The sequence below is a fragment of the uncultured Parabacteroides sp. genome, from assembly GCF_902493135.1.
In the GTDB taxonomy this organism is placed as follows: Bacteria; Bacteroidota; Bacteroidia; order Bacteroidales; family Tannerellaceae; genus Parabacteroides.
In genome coordinates this window covers 59,766-82,058 of record NZ_CABUOD010000012.1, presented here as the reverse complement: position 1 = coordinate 82,058, position 22,293 = coordinate 59,766, and the positions used below count along the sequence as shown (strand labels likewise).

General features: G+C 48.9%; 20 protein-coding genes. 14 read left to right on the top strand and 6 right to left on the bottom strand.

The features are described from left to right. The first annotated feature begins 12 nt into the window (after positions 1 to 12). The 5 genes from RDN79_RS07765 (at position 13) to RDN79_RS07745 (ending at position 4,467) form a co-directional block, all read left to right on the top strand. Positions 13 to 1,905 carry a WG repeat-containing protein gene (locus RDN79_RS07765; protein WP_298553249.1) on the top strand — a complete coding sequence of 631 codons (1,893 nt, stop codon included), beginning with the start codon at positions 13 to 15 and terminating at the stop codon, positions 1,903 to 1,905. A gap of 95 nt (positions 1,906 to 2,000) precedes the next feature. Beyond that, complete coding sequence (locus tag RDN79_RS07760) at positions 2,001 to 2,495, top strand: RNA polymerase sigma factor (protein WP_298553251.1); 495 nt, start codon at positions 2,001 to 2,003, stop codon at positions 2,493 to 2,495. A gap of 17 nt (positions 2,496 to 2,512) precedes the next feature. Beyond that, on the top strand, positions 2,513 to 3,058 hold the full coding sequence (locus RDN79_RS07755; protein ID WP_298553252.1) for a hypothetical protein: 546 nt from the start codon (positions 2,513 to 2,515) through the stop codon (positions 3,056 to 3,058). 12 nt (positions 3,059 to 3,070) lie between these two features. Further along, positions 3,071 to 3,535 carry a hypothetical protein gene (locus RDN79_RS07750; protein ID WP_298553253.1) on the top strand — a complete coding sequence of 155 codons (465 nt, stop codon included), beginning with the start codon at positions 3,071 to 3,073 and terminating at the stop codon, positions 3,533 to 3,535. 20 nt (positions 3,536 to 3,555) lie between these two features. Continuing rightward, on the top strand, positions 3,556 to 4,467 hold the full coding sequence (locus tag RDN79_RS07745) for an outer membrane beta-barrel protein (protein ID WP_298553254.1): 912 nt from the start codon (positions 3,556 to 3,558) through the stop codon (positions 4,465 to 4,467). A 232-nt stretch (positions 4,468 to 4,699) separates the two neighbouring features. Here the strand turns inward: RDN79_RS07745 and RDN79_RS07740 are convergent, their stop codons facing one another. Then, the gene (locus RDN79_RS07740; RefSeq protein ID WP_308573102.1) at positions 4,700 to 5,644 is read right to left on the bottom strand and encodes an Rpn family recombination-promoting nuclease/putative transposase; all 945 of its coding nucleotides are present in this window, start codon (positions 5,642 to 5,644) and stop codon (positions 4,700 to 4,702) included. A 222-nt stretch (positions 5,645 to 5,866) separates the two neighbouring features. Between RDN79_RS07740 and RDN79_RS07735 the strand changes: the two genes are divergently transcribed. From RDN79_RS07735 to rodA, 7 genes are all read left to right on the top strand, one after another. Then, on the top strand, positions 5,867 to 6,055 hold the full coding sequence (locus tag RDN79_RS07735) for a hypothetical protein (RefSeq protein ID WP_298548856.1): 189 nt from the start codon (positions 5,867 to 5,869) through the stop codon (positions 6,053 to 6,055). A 160-nt stretch (positions 6,056 to 6,215) separates the two neighbouring features. Then, complete coding sequence (gene purH / locus RDN79_RS07730) at positions 6,216 to 7,739, top strand: bifunctional phosphoribosylaminoimidazolecarboxamide formyltransferase/IMP cyclohydrolase (RefSeq protein WP_298548858.1); 1,524 nt, start codon at positions 6,216 to 6,218, stop codon at positions 7,737 to 7,739. A gap of 5 nt (positions 7,740 to 7,744) precedes the next feature. Beyond that, positions 7,745 to 8,764: a rod shape-determining protein gene (locus RDN79_RS07725; protein ID WP_005640987.1), complete on the top strand. Its 1,020-nt coding sequence runs from the start codon at positions 7,745 to 7,747 to the stop codon at positions 8,762 to 8,764. A gap of 100 nt (positions 8,765 to 8,864) precedes the next feature. Continuing rightward, positions 8,865 to 9,719, top strand: a complete 855-nt coding sequence (gene mreC / locus RDN79_RS07720) for a rod shape-determining protein MreC (protein WP_298548862.1) — start codon at positions 8,865 to 8,867, stop codon at positions 9,717 to 9,719. Continuing rightward, positions 9,712 to 10,230: a rod shape-determining protein MreD gene (gene mreD / locus RDN79_RS07715; RefSeq protein WP_298548863.1), complete on the top strand. Its 519-nt coding sequence runs from the start codon at positions 9,712 to 9,714 to the stop codon at positions 10,228 to 10,230. Before mreC ends, mreD begins: the two co-directional genes overlap by 8 nt. Beyond that, on the top strand, positions 10,220 to 12,097 hold the full coding sequence (gene mrdA, locus RDN79_RS07710; protein ID WP_298548865.1) for a penicillin-binding protein 2: 1,878 nt from the start codon (positions 10,220 to 10,222) through the stop codon (positions 12,095 to 12,097). The genes mreD and mrdA overlap by 11 nt, the downstream gene beginning before the upstream one ends. Next, on the top strand, positions 12,087 to 13,532 hold the full coding sequence (gene rodA, locus RDN79_RS07705; RefSeq protein ID WP_374044496.1) for a rod shape-determining protein RodA: 1,446 nt from the start codon (positions 12,087 to 12,089) through the stop codon (positions 13,530 to 13,532). Before mrdA ends, rodA begins: the two co-directional genes overlap by 11 nt. Before the next feature lie 11 nt (positions 13,533 to 13,543). Here the strand turns inward: rodA and gldH are convergent, their stop codons facing one another. The 3 genes from gldH to RDN79_RS07690 form a co-directional block, all read right to left on the bottom strand. Beyond that, positions 13,544 to 14,068 (bottom strand): gliding motility lipoprotein GldH, encoded by a 525-nt coding sequence (gene gldH / locus RDN79_RS07700; protein WP_298548868.1) that lies wholly within the window; start codon positions 14,066 to 14,068, stop codon positions 13,544 to 13,546. Then, the gene (locus RDN79_RS07695) at positions 13,995 to 15,437 is read right to left on the bottom strand and encodes a regulatory iron-sulfur-containing complex subunit RicT (RefSeq protein WP_298548870.1); all 1,443 of its coding nucleotides are present in this window, start codon (positions 15,435 to 15,437) and stop codon (positions 13,995 to 13,997) included. Before RDN79_RS07695 ends, gldH begins: the two co-directional genes overlap by 74 nt. A 153-nt stretch (positions 15,438 to 15,590) precedes the next feature. Next, positions 15,591 to 16,778, bottom strand: a complete 1,188-nt coding sequence (locus RDN79_RS07690) for an aminotransferase class I/II-fold pyridoxal phosphate-dependent enzyme (RefSeq protein WP_298548873.1) — start codon at positions 16,776 to 16,778, stop codon at positions 15,591 to 15,593. A gap of 194 nt (positions 16,779 to 16,972) precedes the next feature. Between RDN79_RS07690 and RDN79_RS07685 the strand changes: the two genes are divergently transcribed. Continuing rightward, positions 16,973 to 17,944, top strand: a complete 972-nt coding sequence (locus RDN79_RS07685; RefSeq protein ID WP_298548876.1) for a diacylglycerol kinase family protein — start codon at positions 16,973 to 16,975, stop codon at positions 17,942 to 17,944. Here RDN79_RS07685 and RDN79_RS07680 read toward each other — a convergent pair. Continuing rightward, positions 17,929 to 18,645 (bottom strand): tRNA1(Val) (adenine(37)-N6)-methyltransferase, encoded by a 717-nt coding sequence (locus RDN79_RS07680; RefSeq protein ID WP_298548879.1) that lies wholly within the window; start codon positions 18,643 to 18,645, stop codon positions 17,929 to 17,931. The two genes, RDN79_RS07685 and RDN79_RS07680, sit on opposite strands and share 16 nt — an antisense overlap. Positions 18,646 to 18,773: 128 nt before the next feature. Between RDN79_RS07680 and lon the strand changes: the two genes are divergently transcribed. After that, a complete protein-coding gene (gene lon, locus RDN79_RS07675) occupies positions 18,774 to 21,236 on the top strand; it encodes an endopeptidase La (protein WP_298548882.1) in 2,463 nt (820 codons plus the stop codon). Positions 21,237 to 21,783: 547 nt separating this feature from the next. Here the strand turns inward: lon and RDN79_RS07670 are convergent. Next, positions 21,784 to 22,224: a DUF5606 domain-containing protein gene (locus RDN79_RS07670; RefSeq protein WP_298548885.1), complete on the bottom strand. Its 441-nt coding sequence runs from the start codon at positions 22,222 to 22,224 to the stop codon at positions 21,784 to 21,786. Positions 22,225 to 22,293 lie beyond the last annotated feature (69 nt).

The window sequence follows — 22,293 nt, the reverse complement described above, 5'->3', positions numbered from 1 at the left end:
AATATAATGCATATGAAAAGGTACTGGACAAATAGGGTTAAATGGGCTATCATTTTAGCTTGGGCAATTCCGGTCTTGGGTTTTGCCCAAGCCGACGGCTCCGGTTTGGCGGCAAAATCTAATGAAGCCAAGAGATGGGGATATGAGAACAAGGGGGAGAAAAGCGGTTGGTGGAAGAAAGCCGCTACACTTTCCAATAACGGAATTTTGGGGACAGGGATTTCGTTTGGAAATCAGTTGGATGACATCTTGCATGTAGGCTATGAGACGGAATGGGCGATTCCCGCCCAGTATGAAAAGGTCGCCAAACAGTTTGAGGAAAACTTGGCAGGCGTGCAGCTGAACGGGAGAGTCGGTTTTGTAGACCGTTATAACCGTTTCATTATCGAACCGCAGTTTGAATCGATCGACAGGCTGGAGGGGTTCAGCCGGGGATTGGCTGCGGTGAAGAAAGACGGGATGTTCGGATTTATCGACAAGTCAGGCAAGTTTGTGATCCCCCCGAAATTCGAGTGGGCGGAGAATTTTGAGGAAAATGATCTGGCGGCCGTTAAGATGGATGGGAAGATCGGAGCGATCGATCTGAAAGGCGAAATTGTCGTTCCCTGTAAATATAAGTTGAAAGAGATGATGACCAAGTTGCCGACATCGAATAAGCTCTATAAGGAAGCCGCTAAAAAGGTGAAGTCCGACCGTGACAATGGGTTGTATGACGAGTCCCTGGCTAAGATAGAGGAAGCAGGGAAGACTATCGATGCCTTGATTATGGATAGCCTTTATCGTACGCCTGTCCCGGCAGATTCGCTTTGGACCGTACCTATGCGCTATGAAGAGATCGCACGTGTAGGCGATGGTTTTGCTTTGGTCGCCCAGGATGATAAATGGGGAGTGGTTGACCATTATGGACGGTTGGTGATACCTTGTGCATTTGAAATGATCGAATATATGGCCGAAGGGGAAATGTTTGCGGTCTATGAAAATGAATCGGTCGGACTGTATAGTCGGATCGGGGCATTGGTCGTCCCGCCGAGTTACGACCGGATCGAACCCTTTGTGGCCGGAACTTCTGTGGGCTGGATCAATTTCGAGCATGGACAGATTGGGGCGGACGGACTTGTGATGGATGATCTCTTGGACCGGGCGTTTGCCAAGGCTGTTGTCTACGATGAAGCCGGTTTGCATGCGGAGGCACGCGTGCAATATAAGAAAATATTATGTATTGATCCGACTTATGCAATGGTACATAACAACCTGGGTATTATGGATATCGAAGGTGAAAGCTTTAAAGAAGGAATGAACCGCTTGAAGATCGCCAATAAACTGGACCCTGATAACAAAGAGATAGAAGCCAACCTGAAACAAGCCAAGAAAGACAGGCGTGAACGACGGTGGAACCGGGTGGAACAAGGATTCATGACTGCCGCAAACATTATCGGAGTAGCTGCCGGAACTGCATTGGCTGTGGATGCTGTTGCGAATGGAGGTGGTGATATCGGTTCGGTCGGGCAGGCTGTGGGCAGCCTCGTTGAAGGCGATGTCGCCGGGTATGTGTCGGCAACGAGCAATATGTCGTTGGCTGCCCATGCAAATGACGGTGGAGGCTATGGCGGAGCCGATTATGGCAGTGGCGGAAGTTCCGGGGGAGGCGGAAACAACTGCGCTTTCTATCGTTCCGAAATCAAACGGCTCTCTTCCCGCCTGGCAAACGGGACAAAGGCGAATGCCGGACGAAAAGGAAGGGCGGAAGGTATGAACAAAGCCCATTCGATTGCACCGGATATGGCGGACGGGGCGAGTGCAAGCGATTATCGGGTCATCCATAGTTCGGATCGCTTGAATGACACATACGCGAAATCTTTGGAACAGATGCAGCGAAAGGCAATAAAGGCCGGGTGCACATTCTGAGAAACAGGAAGGGTCGGAAGTTTTTTCCGGCCTTTTTTGTTTTTTCCGGGTTTTCCATGTTATGTTTTCGTTTCTTTGTCGTCATAATAGCAGGAATGGAACTCGAAACGTTTAAAATAACCGTGCTGCCGCTGCGGGAGAAGTTGATCAATATTTCGTGGCGGATGATGGAGGACAGGTCGGATGCAGAGGATATCGTGCAGGAGACTTTTCTGAAATTGTGGCAGATCCGCGGGAAGCTGGACAGCTATGACAGTGTCGAGGCGCTGGCTGTACAGGTGGTAAAGAACCTGGTGCTGGACAAACTGAAACAGCACCGGCCGGAAGGGACGGATGTCGCCTTGCTTTCGCTCGATTCGGGAACCAGGAACCCGGCGGAAGAGCTGGAACAGCACGATACGGTTGCCCGTATCCGTTGCTTGATAAGCAAGCTGCCTTCGCTTCAGCAAACCATTATCCGGATGAAAGACGTCGAAGGATATGAGTTGGCGGAGATAGCCGAGATAACAGGCACTCAGGTCGAAGCGGTCCGGGTGAATCTTTCGAGAGCCCGGAAAAAGATACGGGAACAGTTAATGAAGGAGTTATGATTTATAATTTATGATTTATGGGAAAGAGGAATCTACATATGATGGAGGAGTTGCTGGAACGGTATTTCGAAGGCGAGACTTCTGCCGCGGAAGAAAAGCTGATCCGTGCCTTTTTCGCTTCGGGAGAGGTGCCGGAGCATCTGGCCGCCTATGCTCCTCTGTTCGCCTATTTTGACGAAGAAATAGAACGTTATGCGGAAGCGCAAGTTGGCGAACCGGATTCGAAACCCGAACCGGTATCCGTTCCGCTCCGCCCTGCGAACCGGAAGCGTGCAGTCCTTTACATCTTTTCCGGCGTGGCTGCCTGCGTGCTGGCTCTGTTGAGCCTTACCCGTCTGCTGTATCCTGCCGATCCCTGTTTCTGCTCCGATAACTATGTCGTGATAAACGGCCGTTGCTATACCGACATCCATAAGGTTCGTTCACTGGCGATCGAAGCGTTGCAGGAGGTGGCCACTCCTGCCGATGACTACTTCCCGGAGATGGATAAGGATGAGGCGGACCGCCGAATAATAGACAATCAATTAAAAGAATTAGGTAGTCTTTTTAGTGAGGACGAATAAAAGAATATCAAGATGAAACAGTTGGGATATACATTATTAATAATGTTGGCGGCCTTGATGTTGGTGCCGACCGGTGTGGAAGCTGCCGAAGCGCAGAAAGACCTGAAGATACAGGATGTCTTTGCCCGCTACGGGAAAAAGAAGAATGTCACGATGGTGGAACTTTCCAACGAAATGCTGGAAACATACGGCATGACGCGTTACAAGAGCATTACGATCAAGAACGATCCGGACGCTCTTCGCTTTACCCGCCAATGTCTCGAAGCCGACCAACGGGGAGCACGCAAGATCAAGGAGGTGACGGACGACGGGGGAGTGGTTTCCGCTTATTACCAGCTTCCGGGCAAGGAACCCGACGTGAACCGCTTTGTCCTGTTCAAAGTCAACTCCAAAGGGACGATTACGCTGGTCTATATCGAAGGCGAACTGGACAGCGACGACCTGATCACCCTTTTATTTACCAAAAAAGATTTATAAACTGATAAACAAGAAAAGATATGAAAAGATTTCTACTGATCATAGCCGCATGCTTTCCTGCCATCGGATTGCTGGCTGCAGATGTTGAACCGATGCCGACTGATACGGTCATCCGGTTGGAAAACAAACGTATCGTAGTGAAGGACAACGGCGAACGGATGAAAGTGAAGGTGTTCGAGCTGACCGAAGAAGGCGATTCGATAGACAGCGAAATGGTCTTCGAAGGGCATTATCGGGACGGACAGAGTTACGAACGGCGCAAGCATATCAAGTCGATCAATATCCCGATCCCTTCCTGGGACAAGGATTTCGATCCGCACTGGGCGGGTTTCGGCATGGGCTTCGCCAACTTTTCCGGTAGTGACGGGATCAACGATGTGGACGGTGTTTCGCTTCGTAGCGGGAATTCGTTAGAATATAATTTGAATTTTATGGAGTTCAGTTTCCCCTTTTCCCGTCATAGATGGGCGGTTGTGACGGGAGCCGGTATGCGTTGGAGCCGTTACCGTCTGGATATGAATGCCCATTTTCAGGAAGTGGACGGCGTGACGCAGTTGGTTCCCGCTCCCGAAGGTATCGTCTATAATGCCAGCAAGTTGAACATCACCAGCCTGACGATTCCGGTCCTGCTGGAATGGCAGTCGCCGAAACATCGCCGCAAGTCTCCGCGTTTCTTTGTTTCCGGGGGTGTCGTTGGCGTGGTCAAAACTATTTCTTCTTCCAAAATTGTCTATCATGATGCGGATGGCGACAAACAAAAGAAGAAGATGGATCGGGGCATGAACCTTCGTCCGGTAACGATGGATTTCTTTTTCCAGGCGGGTGTCGGTTGCATCGGTTTCTATGCCAAATATTCTCCTTTCGGCCTGTTTGAAAAGGACAAAGGCCCGAAAGTCCATCCTGTTTCGTTGGGATTGCAGTTGCATATTTAATCTTGCTTGGCGTCGTTCTTTGGAATGAGGATTAATCATTTTCGGTTCAAATCATCTTGGATTATCCTCTAAATGCCACTTGGTTATTTTATGCAATTAGGGTTCACGGCGTTTGAAAGCCCTATAGGTCAGTATGCTGCTGTGAACCCTGTTTTCAATTTTGTCATATAGAGGGGATCGGATGGGTTCCATTCTTATAAACGAACCTTTTCATTACAGTAATAAGCCTCCCTTATAAAGACCGGATCGTTTCTTCGCTTAAGCCGGTGCACTTTGCGATGGTAGCTATATCCACGCCCGTCTCTTTCATTTTGGAAGCGACTTGGCGCATACCTTCGGCTTTTCCTTTTGCCTCACCTTCAGCGAGCCCTTCGGCTTTCCCTTCTGCGATTCCTTCCAGTCGGGAGGTGTAGATCGCGTTGTTCTGGATGTTGATGTCTTCGAGGTGGCGGATGTAGACGAGGCGTTCGGCGGGCGACATGGAATAGAATTTCAATTTCTCGCGGGCTTCCTTCAGGCCGGGAACGGTCGTATCCGGACGGATCGTGCCGTCTTTCAGGTATTCCATCCATTCGTCCAATGGCGTGAGGGCCACTTTGTCGAACTCGTTCACGCGGATCAGGATATATTCGGGGAAGATTTCGGCGGGGAGGCGCGAGACGAGGACATTGCGTTCGCGCTCGTTGACCCGCAACTGGTCGCCCGTATGCACGCCGACGAAATGGTTCTGGCCGTGATAGATATAATCCGTCCCGATACCGATGTCGAAATAGAGGACGCTGATGGAGTAGACTTTCTTGATCTTGTCGTAGTCTTCACCCAAAGAGATGTGTTCGGTGATGGCTTTGGCCACGCCGTAGAGGATGCGTTCGAGGTAGTTTATCTCGCGGGTGTTCTGGATCTCGACGATGATGATCTCGCCTTTGCTGTTGAGCGCCTTGATGTCGACGCGGTTGAACTTGTCGTCGGCGCGTTCCTGGTTGCCCTCGCTTTCGAGGATCTCGACGATCTTGATCTCTTCGTTCAGCATGACGGTCAGGAAACCGTCGAGCACGTCGAAGTTGGCCTTCTGGCGCAACAGACGCTTGATGGCCCAATCAAAACGGATATACCTGTCCTGCAACTCTTTTCTTTCCATCTCTTCCATGATTTTCAGATCTGACTCTTCCTTTTTCATAGTTACTGTTTTTTATTTGTTATGTAATCCACAAATATATGCATTATTTATGAACAGGAGGATGAAACGGGAAAAATGTTTCGGATATTGCCAATATTGAGTGTGAATCATGGAGGCAAATCAAAGTAATCTCCCGGCAGACGGATCTGTAATGTACGGGTTCAACAATTTAGCCTTCCGGTTTGTTCTATTCTCGTATTAACAAATAAAACACAAATAGTTATGGTTGGAATAATGAACACTTTGTGGGACGAAAGTTCCGAACTGGAAGATGAAACGCTTACCCCGCATCCGATCTTGTCCGATGATTACACCGCTCATGATGTAACCGAATTGGACGAAACGATTGAAAAAGCGGATGAAAACGAGAAGATTATCGAAGAATCGTTGAAAACGTCTCAGGATAAGTGATTTGTTCCCGGCTGTTTCGCTTGTTTGCGGACAGCCGGGTTTCGCTTTATGTAGCACTCTTTAATAGTTGGTGACGGGAAATTATTTTCATACCTTATATACATATTGAAAATAAATCCCTACTTTTGTGCTCTAAAACATTAAAATAAACCCAACGAAGATGGCTGCAACAAAACGTATTAAACGTGCATTGGTATCGGTATACCATAAAGATGGATTAGATGAAATTTTAAAGAAGCTCCACCGCGAAGGTGTTAGTTTTGTGTCAACAGGTGGTACTCAGAAGTTTATAGAAGACTTGGGACTTCCTTGCGATGCCGTAGAGGACCTTACCGGTTATCCCTCTATCTTGGGCGGACGTGTGAAGACGCTTCACCCGAAAGTGTTCGGCGGCATTCTGAACCGTCGTGACAACGAAGGCGATCAGGCTCAGATTGCCCAATATGAAATTCCTGAAATAGACTTGGTGATTGTCGACCTGTATCCGTTTGAGGAAACAGTCGCTTCCGGCGCGGAAGAACAGGCAATTATCGAAAAGATAGATATAGGCGGTATTTCTCTTATCCGTGCCGCTGCAAAGAACTTCAAAGATGTAGTGATCGTAGCATCCAAAGCTCAGTATCAGCCGTTGATGCAGTTGCTGAACGAAAAAGGTGCGGAAACTTCTATCGAAGACCGCAAATGGTTTGCCAAAGAGGCGTTTGCCGTTTCTTCAGGCTACGATTCTGCAATCTTCAATTACTTCGACGATCGCCAGGGCTCGCATTTCCGTGCTGCCGTAGACGATCAGATGCACCTGCGCTACGGTGAAAACCCGCACCAGGCTGCCAAGTTCTATGGCAAGTTCAACAATATGTTCGACCAGTTGCATGGTAAGGAGATTTCCTACAACAACTTGCTCGATATCGACTCGGCTGTCAATCTGATCGACGAGTTCGACGAACTGACCTTCGCCATTCTGAAACATAACAATGCCTGCGGTATCGCATCCCGCGGTAGCGTGGTGGAAGCTTGGAAAGATGCTTTGGCCGGTGACCCGGTGTCTGCTTTCGGAGGCATCCTGATCACCAATACGACTGTAAACAAGGAAGTGGCGGAAGAAATCAATAAGATCTTCTTCGAAGTGATCATCGCTCCGGCTTATGATGCCGACGCTCTTGAAGTATTGAAACAAAAGAAAAACCGTATCATATTGGTCCGCAAGGAATGCAAGACTTGTCCGATGCAGTTCCGTTCGTTGCTGAACGGCGTGCTGATGCAGGAAAAAGACCTTAGCATTCAAGGGGAAGCCGATCTGGAACCGATGACGGAAAAGAAACCGACGGCTCCGGAAGTAGAAGACCTGTTGTTCGCCAACAAGATCGTGAAGAACAGCAAGTCCAACGCGATCACACTGGTGAAGAACAAGCAGCTTTGTGCAAGCGGTATCGGACAGACTTCGCGTGTAGATTCTCTGAAACAAGCCATTGAAAAGGCCGCTTCATTCAATTTCGACCTGAATGGTGCCGTTATGGCTTCGGATGCGTTTTTCCCGTTTGCCGACTGTGTGGAAATTGCCGACAAGGCGGGTATCACAGCCGTTATCCAGCCGGGAGGTTCTATTAACGACAAGCTGTCCGTTGATTATTGCAACGAACATGGCTTGGCTATGGTCAAGACGGGTATTCGTCACTTTAAACACTAATTAAAATGGGATTATTTTCTTTCACACAAGAATTGGCAATGGACCTGGGGACTGCCAATACCATTATTACCTGCAATGATAAGATGGTAGTGGATGAGCCTTCCGTAATCGCTCTGGATGCTCGTTCGGAAAAGGTGTTGGCGGTAGGACGCCAGGCACGTGAGATGTACGAAAAGACCAATCCGAATATTCGTACGATCCGTCCGCTCCGTGAAGGCGTCATTGCTGACTTTTACGCTGCCGAGCAGATGATGCGGGGATTGATCAAAATGGCCAGCGGACGTAAACGCTGGTTCGCTCCTTCGCTCCGTATGGTGATCGGTATCCCGTCGGGTAGTACGGAAGTGGAAATCCGTGCCGTGCGCGACTCTGCCGAACACGCCGGTGGCCGTGAAGTATATATGGTTTTCGAACCGATGGCTGCCGCTATCGGGGTCGGCATGGATGTGCTTGCTCCCGAAGGGAATATGATTGTCGACATAGGTGGCGGTACGACCGAGATCGCGGTGATTTCGCTGGGTGGTATCGTATCTAACAAATCGATCAAGATGGCAGGTGACGACCTGACGAACGATATCGTGGAATACATGCGCCGCCAGCATAATATACGCGTCAGCGAACGTATGGCGGAACGTATCAAGATCAATGTCGGCTCCGCTTTGAGTATCCTCGAAGATGCGCCGGAAGACTTCGAAGTCTGCGGACCTAACCAGATGACGGCTCTGCCGATGAAGGTGCCTGTTTCCTATCAGGAGATCGCGCATTGTCTGGACAAATCGATCTCCAAGATTGAAGCTGCCGTTTTGAGTGCGTTGGAACAGACGCCTCCCGAATTGTATGCCGATATCGTGAAGAACGGTATCTATCTGGCCGGTGGCGGCGCTTTGCTGCGTGGTATCGATAAACGTTTGCGTGACAAGATGGGGATCGAATTCCATGTGGCGGACGATCCGCTGCATGCTGTTGCCAGAGGTACGGGGATTGCGTTGAAGAATATCGACAAGTTTAATTTCCTTATCCGGTAAATATAAGTTGAAAGTTGGGGGTTGAAAGTTGAGAATAAGCGGGTGGTACATTTGCTGAATATTCAACTTTCGACTTTCAACTTTCAATTTTCAACAGATTATGCGTAAACTTCTGGATTTTTTAGTCAGAAAGAGGCATTGGTTCTTATTCATTTTGCTTGAGATCATATCGTTGACGCTAGTGTATCGTAATAATGCGTATCAACGGAACATCATGTTCAGTTCGGCAAATGTGATAACCGGGCATATTGCTTCTGTCTCCGGCTTCGTGACTTCCTACCTGAACCTGCGTGACATAAACCGGGAGCTTCTGGAGCGGAACGGGCAACTTGAAATGGAGTTGCTCGAATTGCAGGACCAGTTGGAGATGATGCGGGCCGATACGGCTCTGTTTGCCGGTTTTGCATCCGACTCGACCGAACAGTTTCCGTATAGTTTTGTGACGGCGGATGTCGTGAACAACAGTGTTACGCATTTATCCAATTATATCACGGTGAACAAAGGCCGTAAGGATGGAGTGGAGCCGGACATGGGGGTCGTGTCCGAACGGGGTGTCGTGGGAATCGTGTCGACGGTTTCCGATTATTTTTCCGTTGTAATCCCGTTGTTGAACCCGAAGTTCAAACTGAGCTGCAAGGTGTTGGGGAGCAGTTATTTCGGGACGTTGAGCTGGAACGGGCGTAACGCGCGTTTTGCCAATCTGGACGAATTGCCGCGCCACGTGGAGTTCGAGAAAGGAGATACGATCGTGACGAGCGGTTATTCCGCCATTTTCCCGTCCGGGATTATAGTGGGCAAAGTTGTGAATTTCGAGAAACAGCATGATGATAACTTCTATTCGCTTGAAGTGGAACTGGCTACTGATTTCCAGGCCTTGAACAATGTGCGTATCATAAAGAACTACCGTCAGGCGGAGCAAAAAAATACAGAGCGGGAGGCGAAAAAGAATGATTAACAATATACTGCGGGGTTCCATCTATTTTGTGGTGTTGGTGTTGGTCCAGGTCTTGATCCTGAACAATATCCATTTCCTGCGTGTGGCCACGCCGTTCTTGTATCTTTATTTCATACTGAAAATGCCTGTGGGGAGTTCACGGACGAATGTGGTGTTTTTCTCTTTTCTGATCGGATTGGTGATCGATATCTTTTCAAATACGCCCGGAATGCATGCGTTTGCCTGTACGCTGGCCGGTTTTATCCGTCATCCGTTGATTCAGTTGTTGATGGGAAAAGACCTGCCGGAAGGAATTAATCCTTCCTACAAAACGTTCGGATATGGCGGTTTCTTCCGCTACACGCTGTTTTTTGTCGTGATTCATCATGTGGCGTTGTTTTTGATCGAGTCGTTGACTTTATTCGATCCGCTGTTCCTGGCGATTCGCGTCGCAGCGAGTGTGGTGACAACGACCTTGTTAATTTGTACAATAGAAGCATTCAATATAGAGTCCCAGAAAAGTGGAGATTAATACGAAGTATACTCTTGAGAACAGGCGTTACGTGATTGGCGGCGCCGTTGTTCTGCTGGTTCTCATCTTTATCATTCGTCTGTTCTTCCTGCAAGTGGTGGACAGCGATTATAAAGCGTGGGCTGACAGCAATGCGTTTCAGAAAAAGACACTGATCCCTTCCAGGGGTATCATTTATGACCGCAACGGGAAATTGCTGGTCTATAACCAGCCTTCTTATGAAGTCATGCTGATCATGCGTGAGATCCAACCGTTCGATACGCTCGACTTCTGCAATATCCTCGGTATTACAAAAGAACTGTTTGTAAAACGTATAGCCGAAATCAAGAACAGGCGGCTGAATCCCGGTTATTCTTCTTATGTCCCGCAGGTGTTTATGAATCACCTCTCCGCACAGGAATGCGGCGTCTTGCAGGAAAAGCTATATAAATTCCCCGGTTTTTATATCCAGAACCGTACGATCCGGGAATATGAATATCCCTATGGCGCCCATCTGTTGGGCAATATCGGGGAGGTCAACCGGGGGGATATCGAAAAAGATCCCTACTATGTGCAGGGAGATAATGCCGGACGTTCGGGCGTGGAATTGTCTTACGAAGAGGCTCTACGCGGTGTGAAAGGTGTGGAGATCCTGCTGCGGGATGCGCATGGACGTATAAAAGGGCGATATGAAGAAGGCCGTCACGATGTGGCTCCCGTGTCCGGCAAGAACCTGACGCTTTCGATCGATATGGATTTGCAGGCTTTGGGTGAGAAGCTGATGCAGAACAAGAGGGGCAGCATTGTCATGATCGAGCCGGAAACCGGGGAGGTCCTGTGCATGGTTTCTTCGCCTTCTTACGATCCGAACTTGTTGGTCGGCCGCCAGCGGGGGAAGAACCATATCATGCTGTCGAAAAATTCGGATAAGCCTTTGCTGGACCGTGCCATCATGGGCCGTTATCCGCCGGGATCGACATTCAAGCCGACACAGGCGTTGACTTTCCTCCAGGAGGGGGTGATTACGACAGAGACCCTGTACACCTGTGCACATGGATATACAGGGGCCCGGAACGGCAAACCGGCCTGCCACGGCCATCCTTCTCCTCTGAATGTGACCTATGCGCTGGCTACTTCCTGCAACTCCTTTTTTTGTTGGGGGTTGCGTGATATGATCGATAGCCGCCGGCGTTATCCGAGCGTGGGAGAGGCGTTTGAGGTCTGGAAAAACTACTTGGTATCTATGGGATACGGTTATAAGCTGGGCATTGACTTGCCTGGGGAAAATAGAGGTTTTTTGCCGAACAGCGAGTATTATGACAAATATCATGGTAAACGTTGGAGTTCCAGTACTGTCATCTCCATTGCGATCGGGCAGGGTGAAGTGTTGGCTACGCCATTGCAGATTTGTAATCTGGCGGCAACCATCGCTAACCGGGGGTATTTTATTACTCCTCATGTCGTGAAGGAGGTGCAGGACACCCCGTTGGATTCCCTTTACACGGATAAACGGTACACGATGGTGGAACGCAAAAATTATGAAATCGTAGCCGAAGGTATGCGGAATGCCGTTATAGGCGGGACTTGCCGGGGAGCGGCTATAACGGATATCGAAGTCTGCGGCAAGACCGGTACGGCCGAGAATCCGCATGGGAAAGACCACTCGGCCTTTATCGGTTTTGCTCCTTATCGGAATCCGAAGGTCGCCATCTGCGTGTATGTGGAGAATGGCGGTTTCGGTGCGACCTATGGCGTGCCGATCGGCAAGCTGATGATGGAGAAGTATCTGAAAGGCGAGATCTCGGAAGAAAACAAGTTGCTGGAAGAGACGATGTCGAATGCGGTTGTATCGCCAAACGTTTTATCTTTACCGAATCGTGAGTTATAGGAAGACAGAAATATGGAAGACGGTTGACTGGTTGACGATCATCCTTTATGTGGTGTTGATCGTAGCCGGGTGGTTCAGCATCTGCGGGGCCAGTTATGAATTCGATAACGTGGGGTTGTTCGATCCGTCGGGTCGTCCCGGTTCGCAGTTGATATGGATGGGGCTGTCGGTTGGGTTGATCTTTGTGATCCTGATGCTGGAGAGTGAGTTTTTTGATGTTTTCGCTTATCTGATATATGCCGGTGTCATCGTGTTGCTGATAGCTACGATCTTTCTGGCGCCGAATATAAAAGGTTCCCATTCGTGGCTCGTTTTGGGGCCTGTCAGGTTGCAGCCGGCGGAGTTTGCCAAGTTTGCGACGGCGCTTGCTGTCGCGAAGCTGATGAATACGTATGGTTTCAAGTTGACTGTTCCTAAAAACTTCATACTCGTCTTGTCACTGATATTCCTGCCGATGGTTTGCATCCTGTTGCAGCAGGAGACTGGTTCGGCGCTGGTTTACCTGGCTTTCTTCCTGATGTTATACCGGGAGGGGATGTCGGGCTATATTCTTTTGTCGGGAGTCTGTGCGGTCGTCTTTTTTGTCACCAGCATGAAGTTCTCGGATGTAACGGTGGGGGCTACGGCGGTGGGAGAGTTGCTGGTCTCTTCTTTGATCCTGTTGATCACGGTTATCCTGATACAGATTGAAAGGAAAGACACTCGTGCGATACAGGTGATATTGGGCGCTACGGGAGTTGCCTGTTTAGGAGGGTATGCCGCTTCTTTCTTTATGCCGGTCGATTATTCCTTGATATCGATCGGACTGGTCTTGCTGGCTGCCTGCTATCTGATTTTCCTTTCTGTCCGCAACTGGGTGTGGCATTATGTGCTGATCGCTGTCTTTGCATTGGGATCGCTGGCTTTTATGTATTCGGTGGATTATGTGTTTACCGATATCCTGGAACCGCATCAGCAGATACGTATCAAGGTGTCATTGGGATTGGAAGACGATCCGAGCGGTGCCGGCTATAATGTGAACCAGTCGAAGATCGCGATCGGTTCGGGTGGGTTTACCGGAAAAGGCTTTCTGAACGGTACGCAGACTAAGTTGAAGTATGTACCAGAGCAGGATACCGACTTTATCTTTTGTACGGTAGGTGAAGAACAGGGGTTCATCGGGGCCTCGGCTGTCTTGTTGTTGTTCGGATTCCTGATCCTGCGCCTGATCGTGCTGGCGGAGCGGCAAAGCTCCACTTTCAACCGGGTGTACGGCTATAGTGTCGCTTCTATCTTTTTCTTCCATTTGGCCATTAATATCGGGATGGTGACGGGGCTTACGCCTGTGATCGGCATTCCGCTGCCTTTCTTTAGCTACGGCGGTTCCTCCCTTTGGGGGTTCACGATCCTGCTCTTTATCTTCCTTCGCCTGGATGCTTCCAGGAGGGAACGGTAGGACTGGGCTGCTCACTTGGCCGGGCGAACCGAGAAACCGATTTCCTGTATTCCTTTCAAAGCATCGTCGCGCATCCCCTGGCGGAAACTGAACGTATATTGTCCGGCATGCGGAAACTTATATTGCGAATGAATGGGAAAACTGCTTTGGTATAAGGAAATGCCATGTCCGTGCCATTTGCCGAATTCGTCGGCAAGTATGCATTCGATGGTGTCCCGGCGGAGCGGGCCGATCGGCTGCTCTTCACTGCAGAAAAGCCATAAGTTCTGATAGGGGTACAAGTTATTGTTCCTTACTTCCAGTGTCAGGTCGTAAGGAACAGATATATCTTTCACCTCGAAGGTGAAATAGTATTCCTTGTCCTTTTCCCACGTGATATTGTTGATCGCCTGGTATTGGTCGTACAAGGCTGGGTTTTCGCAGGAAAAGAACAGAGAACAAGTCAGTGCGGCAATGACTCCTTTAAGCTTCCGGCTTTGTGTCCGGCTTGCTTTCCGGTTTGGCAGCAGGCTTAGCTTGTTGCTGAGGTTTGTCATTATTCGGTTGCTTATCGTTATTTACTCGGTTCGGACGCGGTCTGTTACGGTTGTTTTCGCGGTTCTCCCGTTCGCGGTTGTTTTCCCGGTTGTTGTTCTCCCGGTTTCCGCTGTTACGGTTGCGGTTTCCGTTTCTGTTCCCGTTTCCTTTGCCGTTTTTATTTTCGTTGCCGTTGTTGCCGTTCGCTTTTTCTCCGTTGGAAGGTTTGCTGTTCCCTTCGTTGCCGGTGTTGGCGGCGGCTTCTTTCGGCAGGTTTTCCTTGTTGCCGTTTCCGCTGCGTTTCTTTTTCTTCTTTTTCAGGGAAGCATCGAAACGGGTAACGCTGTCCTGGCCCAAGATATCCTGCGCATCGCGTTTGGGCGGTTGCGGTTTGGTATCGGCTTCGAGCGTGACGGGCTTCATACCTTTCTTGTTCATGTTGATCACATCGAAGGCGCGGTTGGCTGAGATTGTAATCAGGTTGGCCGCGAACGATTTATCGGTAGAGTAGGTGATTTCCCGTTTGAAGATATCCGTTTTAAAGTGATAATAGGTATTGTCCTTTGTTTCCAGCACCACTTCACGGGACGGTAAGCGTTTTTGCGCTTCCACATAGGCGTCCACTTCATAGTTGATGCAACATTTCAGCTTGGCGCATTGGCCGGCCAACTTCTGGGGATTCATGGATATATCCTGATAACGGGCGGCTCCGGTGGCTACCGATACGAAACTCGTCATCCAGCTTGAACAGCACAATTCTCGTCCGCAAGGACCGATACCTCCGATGCGTCCGGCTTCCTGGCGGGCACCGATCTGCTTCATTTCGATGCGGACACGGAAGGCTTCGGCGAGTACCTTGATCAACTGGCGGAAGTCGACACGCTCGTCGGCAATGTAATAAAAGATCGCCTTATTGCCGTCACCCTGGTATTCCACATCCCCGATCTTCATATTCAGTCCCAAGTCGGCAGCGATCTGGCGCGAACGGATCATTGTGGCGTGTTCCTTGGCCTTCGCCTCTTCATATTTCTCGATATCGGTCGGTTTGGCTTTACGATACACCTTTTTGGGTTCATTGCCTTCGCCGGTACGGACATTGTTCTTTTTCATCTGGAGAAGGACGAGCTTGCCGGTCAGTGTCACGGTCCCGATATCATGTCCGGGGCTGGCTTCCACTGCGACTAAATCTCCTTTTTCCAGAGGTATCTTGGAACTGTTGAGGTAATACCCTTTGCGGGTATTTTTAAACTGCACTTCCACGTAATCGGTAGCGTTTGCCGCATCGGGCACGTCGCAAAGCCAGTCGTAGGTGTTCAGTTTATTATTTTGTATCTTGCTGCATCCTTTTTTACCCATGCAGCAACTTCCTGTATTTAATTTAAAATCCATTTGTCTGGTATATATAATGTATTTATAGTGCGTACAATTACGCAAAAATAGTCAAAATATTTGGTTCGTAGCAAATGAAGAATGAATTATAAAGAGAAAGGGCAAAACAGAATGCTCCGCTTTGCCCTTTTCGATATCGTTGTCCGTGCTGATTTACTTAACCAGACCGTGACTTTTAAATACTTTGTGGATTGCTTCCAATGCGTAGTCAAGCTGTTCGATCGTGTGAGTCGCCATCAGTGAGAAGCGGATCAGCGTATCTTCAGGCGCAACAGCCGGAGAGACTACCGGGTTTACGAAAATACCGGCTTCGAACAATTCTTTTACAATCAGGAATGTCAGATCATTGTTGCGGATAAACAACGGAATGATCGGGGTTGAGGTATGGCCGATTTCGCACCCCATGTTACGGAATCCGTCCAATGCATAGTGAGTCAGTTTCCACAAGTGCTCGATGCGTTCCGGTTCGCTCAGCATGATATCGAGTGCTGCACCGGCGGCTGCTGTAGCGGCTGGAGTATTACTTGCACTGAATATGTAAGAGCGGGAGTTATGGCGGAGGTAGTTGATCGTCTCCTTGTCAGAAGCGATAAAACCGCCGATAGAAGCAAGCGACTTACTGAATGTGCCCATGATCAGGTCTACATCGTCGGTTACGCCGAAATGGTTGCAGGTTCCGCGACCGTGATCGCCCAGAACACCCAGGCCGTGTGCTTCATCTACCATTACGCTTGCATTATACTTCTTGGCTAACGCAACGATTTCCGGTAATTTGGCAATGTCGCCTTCCATACTGAACACACCGTCGATAACGATCAGCTTCACCTTGTCGGGTTCGCATTTCTGGAGTTGCTTTTCTAAGGACTCCATATCGTTATGCTTGTATTTCAGTTTGGTAGAGAAGGAAAGACGGTGTCCTTCGATGATGGATGCATGGTCCAGCTCGTCCCAGATGATATAGTCTTCACGTCCTGTCAGGCAGGAAACGACACCCAAGTTCACCTGAAATCCCGTAGAATAAACGATGGCATCTTCTTTTCCGACAAATTCGGCCAGACGTTTTTCCAACTGAATGTGCAAATCCAGCGTTCCGTTCAGGAAACGCGAACCGGCACAACCCGTACCATATTTCTTAATGGCATCAATAGCCGCCTCTTTTACTTTCGGATGGTTTGTCAGGCCCAAATAGGCGTTAGAACCAAACATCAGGACTTTTTTACCGCTGATCATTACTTCCGTATCCTGATCACTTTCAATCATTCTGAAGTATGGATAAATTCCTGCGGCCATAGCCCGCTGAGGTGCATCGTACTTTGATAGTTTCTCTTGTAAAAGTTTCATATTATAATTAACAGAGAATGATTTTCTCGCTACGTTGTTATTCTAAAAGAACCCAGGTCTGCTTACTACATAATATCTATGTTTCGGCAAATCCAGCCGCAAAAGTAGTAAAAAAATAACTTATAGTAGCCGAAATGCTTTAAAAGTTTTACAAAAGCATTATTTTTGTCCTCTCAAAGTAAGTAGCAGTGAGAATGGAGGGACAAACAATCAATATACAGGCCATTATAAATCCGATTTCGGGTGTCGGTTCGAAAAGAAAGATTCCGAAAATGATTGAAACCGCTTTTGCGGGCGAAAATTGTTGTGTTGAAATTTCTTTTACGGAATATCCCGGACATGCCAGCGAACTGACGCGGCAAGCCCTCGATAAAGGAGCCAATTGTGTGATTGCCGTCGGGGGAGACGGGACTGTGAACGAGATTGCCCGTGCCATGCTCCGTTCGGATGCCGTGCTGGGGATTATCCCGAAAGGTTCCGGCAACGGCCTGGCGCGTGAATTGCATATTCCGATGGATGTACGCCGGGCGATCGACCTGATCGTAAAGGGGCACGTCTCGACAATCGATTGTTGCAAGGCGAACGGACGTATCTTTTTCTGTACCTGCGGAGTCGGTTTCGATGCGGCGGTCAGCCAGAAGTTTGCCGGTGAGAAACGTCGCGGGTCGCTTACTTATATAAAAAACACGGTGGAGGAATATCTGAGCTATCAACCCGAACCTTATGAACTCTTGATCGACAACCAGACGGTCAAGGAGAAGGCGTTTTTGGTGGCCTGCGGGAATGCTTCGCAGTATGGTAACAATGCGTTTATCGCTCCCCATGCCAATATCCAGGATGGTAAAATGGATATTACGATCCTTTCCCCTTTCGGTCCGCTGGACATAGCACCGTTGGCTATCCAGCTATTCACGAAGCAGATCGACCGTAACAGCAAGATCAAGACATTCAAAGGGAAAGAGGTGACGATCATCCGCCAGAAACCGGGAGTCATGCACCTGGACGGCGAGCCGGTCATGGCGGACAGCCGGATCGAAATCTCCGTTCTTCCTAAATCATTGAACGTATTGACGCCGGAAACAGTTTCTTTTACGGAAGAGGTGCAGAACCTGTTTGGTGAAGTAACTCGTTTCTTCGATAAGAAACTCCCTTACATCTTTAGATAAAAATCTTTGGTCAGGTTGACATATTCGTCGGTGTACTGATGTCTTGCAATCTCGATGGCCAACCGGTCGGAACGAACGGGAGATGCGGGTGGTTCTGCCGTCAGCTCGGCCAACAGCCGTTTCGGTTCGGCACCGGGCACGGGTATGACGGAAGTTTCTTTCGAAAGGAACAGGTTTTGTGTCCGGATGCAATCCGCAAGACGTTCTTTCTGGTCGTAGGGCAGGATGAGGGCGATGCGTCCCTGCGGGGCAAGCAGCCTGCGGCTGTCCTGCAACAAATCTTCCAATGTCAGCGTATCGGTGTGCCGAGCCGTGTTCCGTTTCCGGTCGGGACATTTCAATGAATCGGTGAAATAAGGAGGATTGGATACAATCAGGTCATATAAGTTCGTGCCGGCTTGTGCGAAATCGGACAGGGCGGAATGCCGGATCTTTATCCGTCCGGCAAAAGGGGAGGATTCTGCATTTTCCTGTGCCTGGAGACAGGCATCGGCATCTATGTCGATAGCGTCGATAGCCGCCTTGCTGCGTTGAGCCAGCATCAGGGCGATCAGTCCGGTCCCTGTCCCGATGTCCAGTATGCGGTTGCACGATTCCGTTCCGGCCCATGCACCGAGCAGAACACCGTCGGTTCCTACTTTCATTGCACATTTATCATGACGTATGGTAAATTGTTTGAATTGGAAAAAAGGATTTGACATAGTAATTGACAATTGTTTTGTGCAAAAGTAATCGGAATTGAGTTAAAAATAGTAACTTTGGCACGTTTATTGTGTAAAATAGAATTGCGGGCGATAAAGGAATATTCCGCAACTATGATAAAGAATATATGAAGAAAGATAAAGTAACGATGTTTGCCGAGGAGTCGTACAACGACCTGGATGATAATATTGGTATCGTAATGCCTATCCTCACAGATTGTGATGTTGATGAAGACTTTACTGAGGGAATGGAGAAGGTGGGAGAGGAATTGCCCATTCTTCCGCTTCGGAACATGGTGTTGTTTCCGGGTGTAGCCATGCCGGTCATGATAGGGCGTCCTAAATCCATGCGCCTGATCAAGGAGGCCGCCCATAAGAAAAGTTTGATCGGAGTGGTTTGCCAGAAGGATATGAATACGGAAGATCCGAAGATGGAAGATCTGTACACGACGGGAGTTGTGGCCGATATTGTCCGCGTGCTTGAAATGCCGGACGGAACGACGACCGTGATCCTGCAAGGCAAGAAACGTTTCCAACTGGAAGAACTCTCAGCTTATGATCCTTACCTGAACGGAAAGATCAAATTGCTCGAAGATGTCATGCCGGACAAGTCCGACCGTGAGTTCGAAGCACTTGTCTCGACTATCAAGGATTTGACGATCAAGATGCTCGGAGCTGCTTCCGAACCGCCCCGCGACTTGATATTTTCAATAAGGAATAATAAAAATATCCTTTACCTGATCAATTTCTCTTGTTGCAATGTCCCCAACGGATCGTCTGAAAAACAGGATTTGTTGCTGATCGGTAACCTGAAAGATCGCGCGTACCGTCTTTTGTTCATCCTGAACCGTGAGTATCAGTTGGTGGAACTGAAAACGTCCATCCAGATGAAGACGCACGAGGATATTAACCAGCAGCAGAAGGAATACTTCCTCCAGCAGCAGATCAAGACGATCCAGGAAGAATTGGGGGGCAATATCAATGAGTTGGAGATAAAGGAACTGCGCGAGAAGGCTGCCAAGAAAAAATGGTCGCCGGCTGTGGCCGAAACGTTTGAGAAGGAGGTGCGCAAGTTGGAACGCCTGCATCCGCAATCTCCGGATTTCTCCATCCAGACGCAATATGTGCAGACGATCATCAATCTGCCTTGGAACGAATACAGCAAGGATAATTTTAATCTTGCCCATGTCCAGAAGGTCCTGGATCGCGATCACTACGGACTGGAGAAGGTGAAAGAGCGTATCATCGAACATTTGGCGGTGTTGAAACTGAAAGGGGACATGAAGTCGCCCATCGTCTGCCTGTACGGACCTCCGGGGGTCGGTAAGACTTCGCTGGGTAAATCGGTGGCAGAAGCCTTGCACCGCAAGTATGTCCGGGTTTCGTTGGGTGGCCTGCATGACGAGGCGGAGATACGCGGCCATCGCCGTACCTACATCGGTGCGATGTCCGGACGTATCATCCAGAACCTCCAGAAGGCCGGAACTTCAAACCCTGTGTTTATCCTTGACGAGATCGACAAGGTGACGAATGATTTCAAGGGCGATCCCGCTTCCGCCTTGCTTGAGGTGTTGGACCCGGAGCAGAACAATGCCTTCCATGATAATTATCTGGATATAGATTATGACTTGAGCAAGGTTATGTTTATCGCTACCGCCAATAACCTGAACACGATTTCCCAACCGTTGCTGGATCGTATGGAATTGATCGAGGTGAGCGGTTATATCATGGAAGAGAAGGTGGAAATCGCTGCCCGTCATTTGGTCCCGAAACAGTTGGAGATTCACGGCCTGTCGAAAGGAAAAGTGAAGTTTCCGAAAAAGACGTTACAGGCGATCATCGAATCTTACACCCGTGAGAGCGGTGTCCGTGAGCTGGATAAGAAGATTGCCAAGATTATGCGTAAGCTGGCCCGCAAGCTGGCTTCCGATGAGGTGCTTCCTGCGCAGATACGCCCCGAAGACCTGCACGATTACCTGGGAGCTGTCGAATATACCCGTGATAAATATCAGGGAAATGACTATGCGGGTGTCGTGACCGGGCTTGCCTGGACGGCTGTCGGCGGTGAGATCCTGTTTGTGGAATCCAGTCTGAGCAAAGGAAAAGGTTCGAAGCTCACTTTGACAGGTAACTTAGGTGACGTGATGAAAGAATCTGCCATGTTGGCACTCGAATACATTCATTCACATGCCGGACTGTTCGGTATCGACGAAGAGATGTTTGAAAACTGGAATGTCCATGTCCATGTGCCTGAGGGAGCGATTCCGAAAGACGGTCCGAGTGCCGGTATCACGATGGTCACTTCATTGGTGTCTGCCTTTACGCAGCGCAAGGTGCGCAGCAACCTGGCCATGACCGGCGAGATCACGCTGCGCGGCAAAGTCCTTCCGGTGGGTGGCATCAAGGAAAAGATATTGGCGGCCAAACGTGCCGGAATCAAGGAACTGATCCTTTGTCAGGAGAATAGGAAAGATATCGAAGAGATCAAGCCCGACTATCTGAAAGGACTGACTTTCCACTATGTGGATGATATCCGTCAGGTGGTCGATCTGGCCTTGTTGAAGGAAAAGGTGGCTAATCCGTTGTTCTAAAGATTATATTTTGTACAATAACCCCTTTTCTGGCTGTTTTTCTATTTCATCCGAAATCTTGGCCTGTTTTGGATTGACTCTTTTTAAGGTTTCAGCAGCCTTTTTTGACAACAGGAGAAATGAGGTGCTGAGGTCGTTTGGAAAAGCAGGCAATTGGGTTGCCGGAAGCGGGAAACGCGTGCAAAGTGATAAACCTTAACTCCCGGAGAATCGAATATTTTCAGACAAATCGGGTGGCGTTCCAAATATTCCATCGGTATTTTAGGGGCTTGCTGCCGTGAGGTGCGCGGTTTTTTACAAAGACAAGGGACTTCATCATCATGAGGTCCCTTGTCTTTGTATATGACGACCGTTCTCATGGCGATGAAGTCCCTTATAAATGAAATGACGACCGTCTTCGTGGCGAAGAAGTGCCGGAAAATAGGTGAAAATCCCTTTTTGACGTCGAAAAAGCGAATTAACCTCTGTTTGGTCTCAGATCTCTTTTGAGCCTGAAAAATGCGTTTTCTACAATAAGTACCCTTACGCGCCAGCTGGTAGGGATCTATTACGCTTCTTCTTTTGTTTCTTCTGCCGGAGCCTCTTCCGCTACCGGTTCTTCGGGAGTGAAGTCTGTGATGCCGGCGCCGATCAGGATGTTATACCAGGAGATCAATTTCTTGATGTCGCTCGGATATACGCGTTCGCGATCGAAATTAGGCAGGATCTCTGCGAAATAAGCACGCAGTTCGTCCGGTTTGGCGGAAGTGGAAACAGATGCTTGCTGTCCGTTTTCTTTATTTTTGACGCTGGTCAGAACTTCGTGTAAGGGAACTTCTGCTTCATCTGTGTAGATAGCGATATCACCCAGAGAGATTACTTTATCTTTTGCGTATGCAGGAACTCTTTTCTGATCTGCTAACGACTCAACAATCAGCATGTTTTTCCCGTGGGAAACCAATTTAAACAATCCCGGTTTGCCCGAGATAGACAAAATCGTCTTCAACATAATACTTTGTTTTTCTAATAGTGTTTAACTTTTGTGTTGCAAATGTAGTATAACTGCCGGAAATTTCCG

Excerpts from the sequence above, each read along its gene's own strand:
- RDN79_RS07765 (WP_298553249.1), top strand. The coding sequence starts at position 13 with ATGAAAAGGTACTGGACAAATAGGGTTAAATGGGCTATCATTTTAGCT.
- RDN79_RS07760 (WP_298553251.1), top strand. The coding sequence starts at position 2,001 with ATGGAACTCGAAACGTTTAAAATAACCGTGCTGCCGCTGCGGGAGAAG.
- RDN79_RS07755 (WP_298553252.1), top strand. The coding sequence starts at position 2,513 with ATGGGAAAGAGGAATCTACATATGATGGAGGAGTTGCTGGAACGGTAT.
- RDN79_RS07750 (WP_298553253.1), top strand. The coding sequence starts at position 3,071 with ATGAAACAGTTGGGATATACATTATTAATAATGTTGGCGGCCTTGATG.
- RDN79_RS07745 (WP_298553254.1), top strand. The coding sequence starts at position 3,556 with ATGAAAAGATTTCTACTGATCATAGCCGCATGCTTTCCTGCCATCGGA.
- RDN79_RS07740 (WP_308573102.1), bottom strand. The coding sequence starts at position 5,644 with ATGAAAAAGGAAGAGTCAGATCTGAAAATCATGGAAGAGATGGAAAGA.
- RDN79_RS07735 (WP_298548856.1), top strand. The coding sequence starts at position 5,867 with ATGGTTGGAATAATGAACACTTTGTGGGACGAAAGTTCCGAACTGGAA.
- purH (WP_298548858.1), top strand. The coding sequence starts at position 6,216 with ATGGCTGCAACAAAACGTATTAAACGTGCATTGGTATCGGTATACCAT.
- RDN79_RS07725 (WP_005640987.1), top strand. The coding sequence starts at position 7,745 with ATGGGATTATTTTCTTTCACACAAGAATTGGCAATGGACCTGGGGACT.
- mreC (WP_298548862.1), top strand. The coding sequence starts at position 8,865 with ATGCGTAAACTTCTGGATTTTTTAGTCAGAAAGAGGCATTGGTTCTTA.
- mreD (WP_298548863.1), top strand. The coding sequence starts at position 9,712 with ATGATTAACAATATACTGCGGGGTTCCATCTATTTTGTGGTGTTGGTG.
- gldH (WP_298548868.1), bottom strand. The coding sequence starts at position 14,068 with ATGACAAACCTCAGCAACAAGCTAAGCCTGCTGCCAAACCGGAAAGCA.
- RDN79_RS07695 (WP_298548870.1), bottom strand. The coding sequence starts at position 15,437 with ATGGATTTTAAATTAAATACAGGAAGTTGCTGCATGGGTAAAAAAGGA.
- RDN79_RS07690 (WP_298548873.1), bottom strand. The coding sequence starts at position 16,778 with ATGAAACTTTTACAAGAGAAACTATCAAAGTACGATGCACCTCAGCGG.
- RDN79_RS07685 (WP_298548876.1), top strand. The coding sequence starts at position 16,973 with ATGGAGGGACAAACAATCAATATACAGGCCATTATAAATCCGATTTCG.
- RDN79_RS07680 (WP_298548879.1), bottom strand. The coding sequence starts at position 18,645 with ATGTCAAATCCTTTTTTCCAATTCAAACAATTTACCATACGTCATGAT.
- lon (WP_298548882.1), top strand. The coding sequence starts at position 18,774 with ATGAAGAAAGATAAAGTAACGATGTTTGCCGAGGAGTCGTACAACGAC.
- RDN79_RS07670 (WP_298548885.1), bottom strand. The coding sequence starts at position 22,224 with ATGTTGAAGACGATTTTGTCTATCTCGGGCAAACCGGGATTGTTTAAA.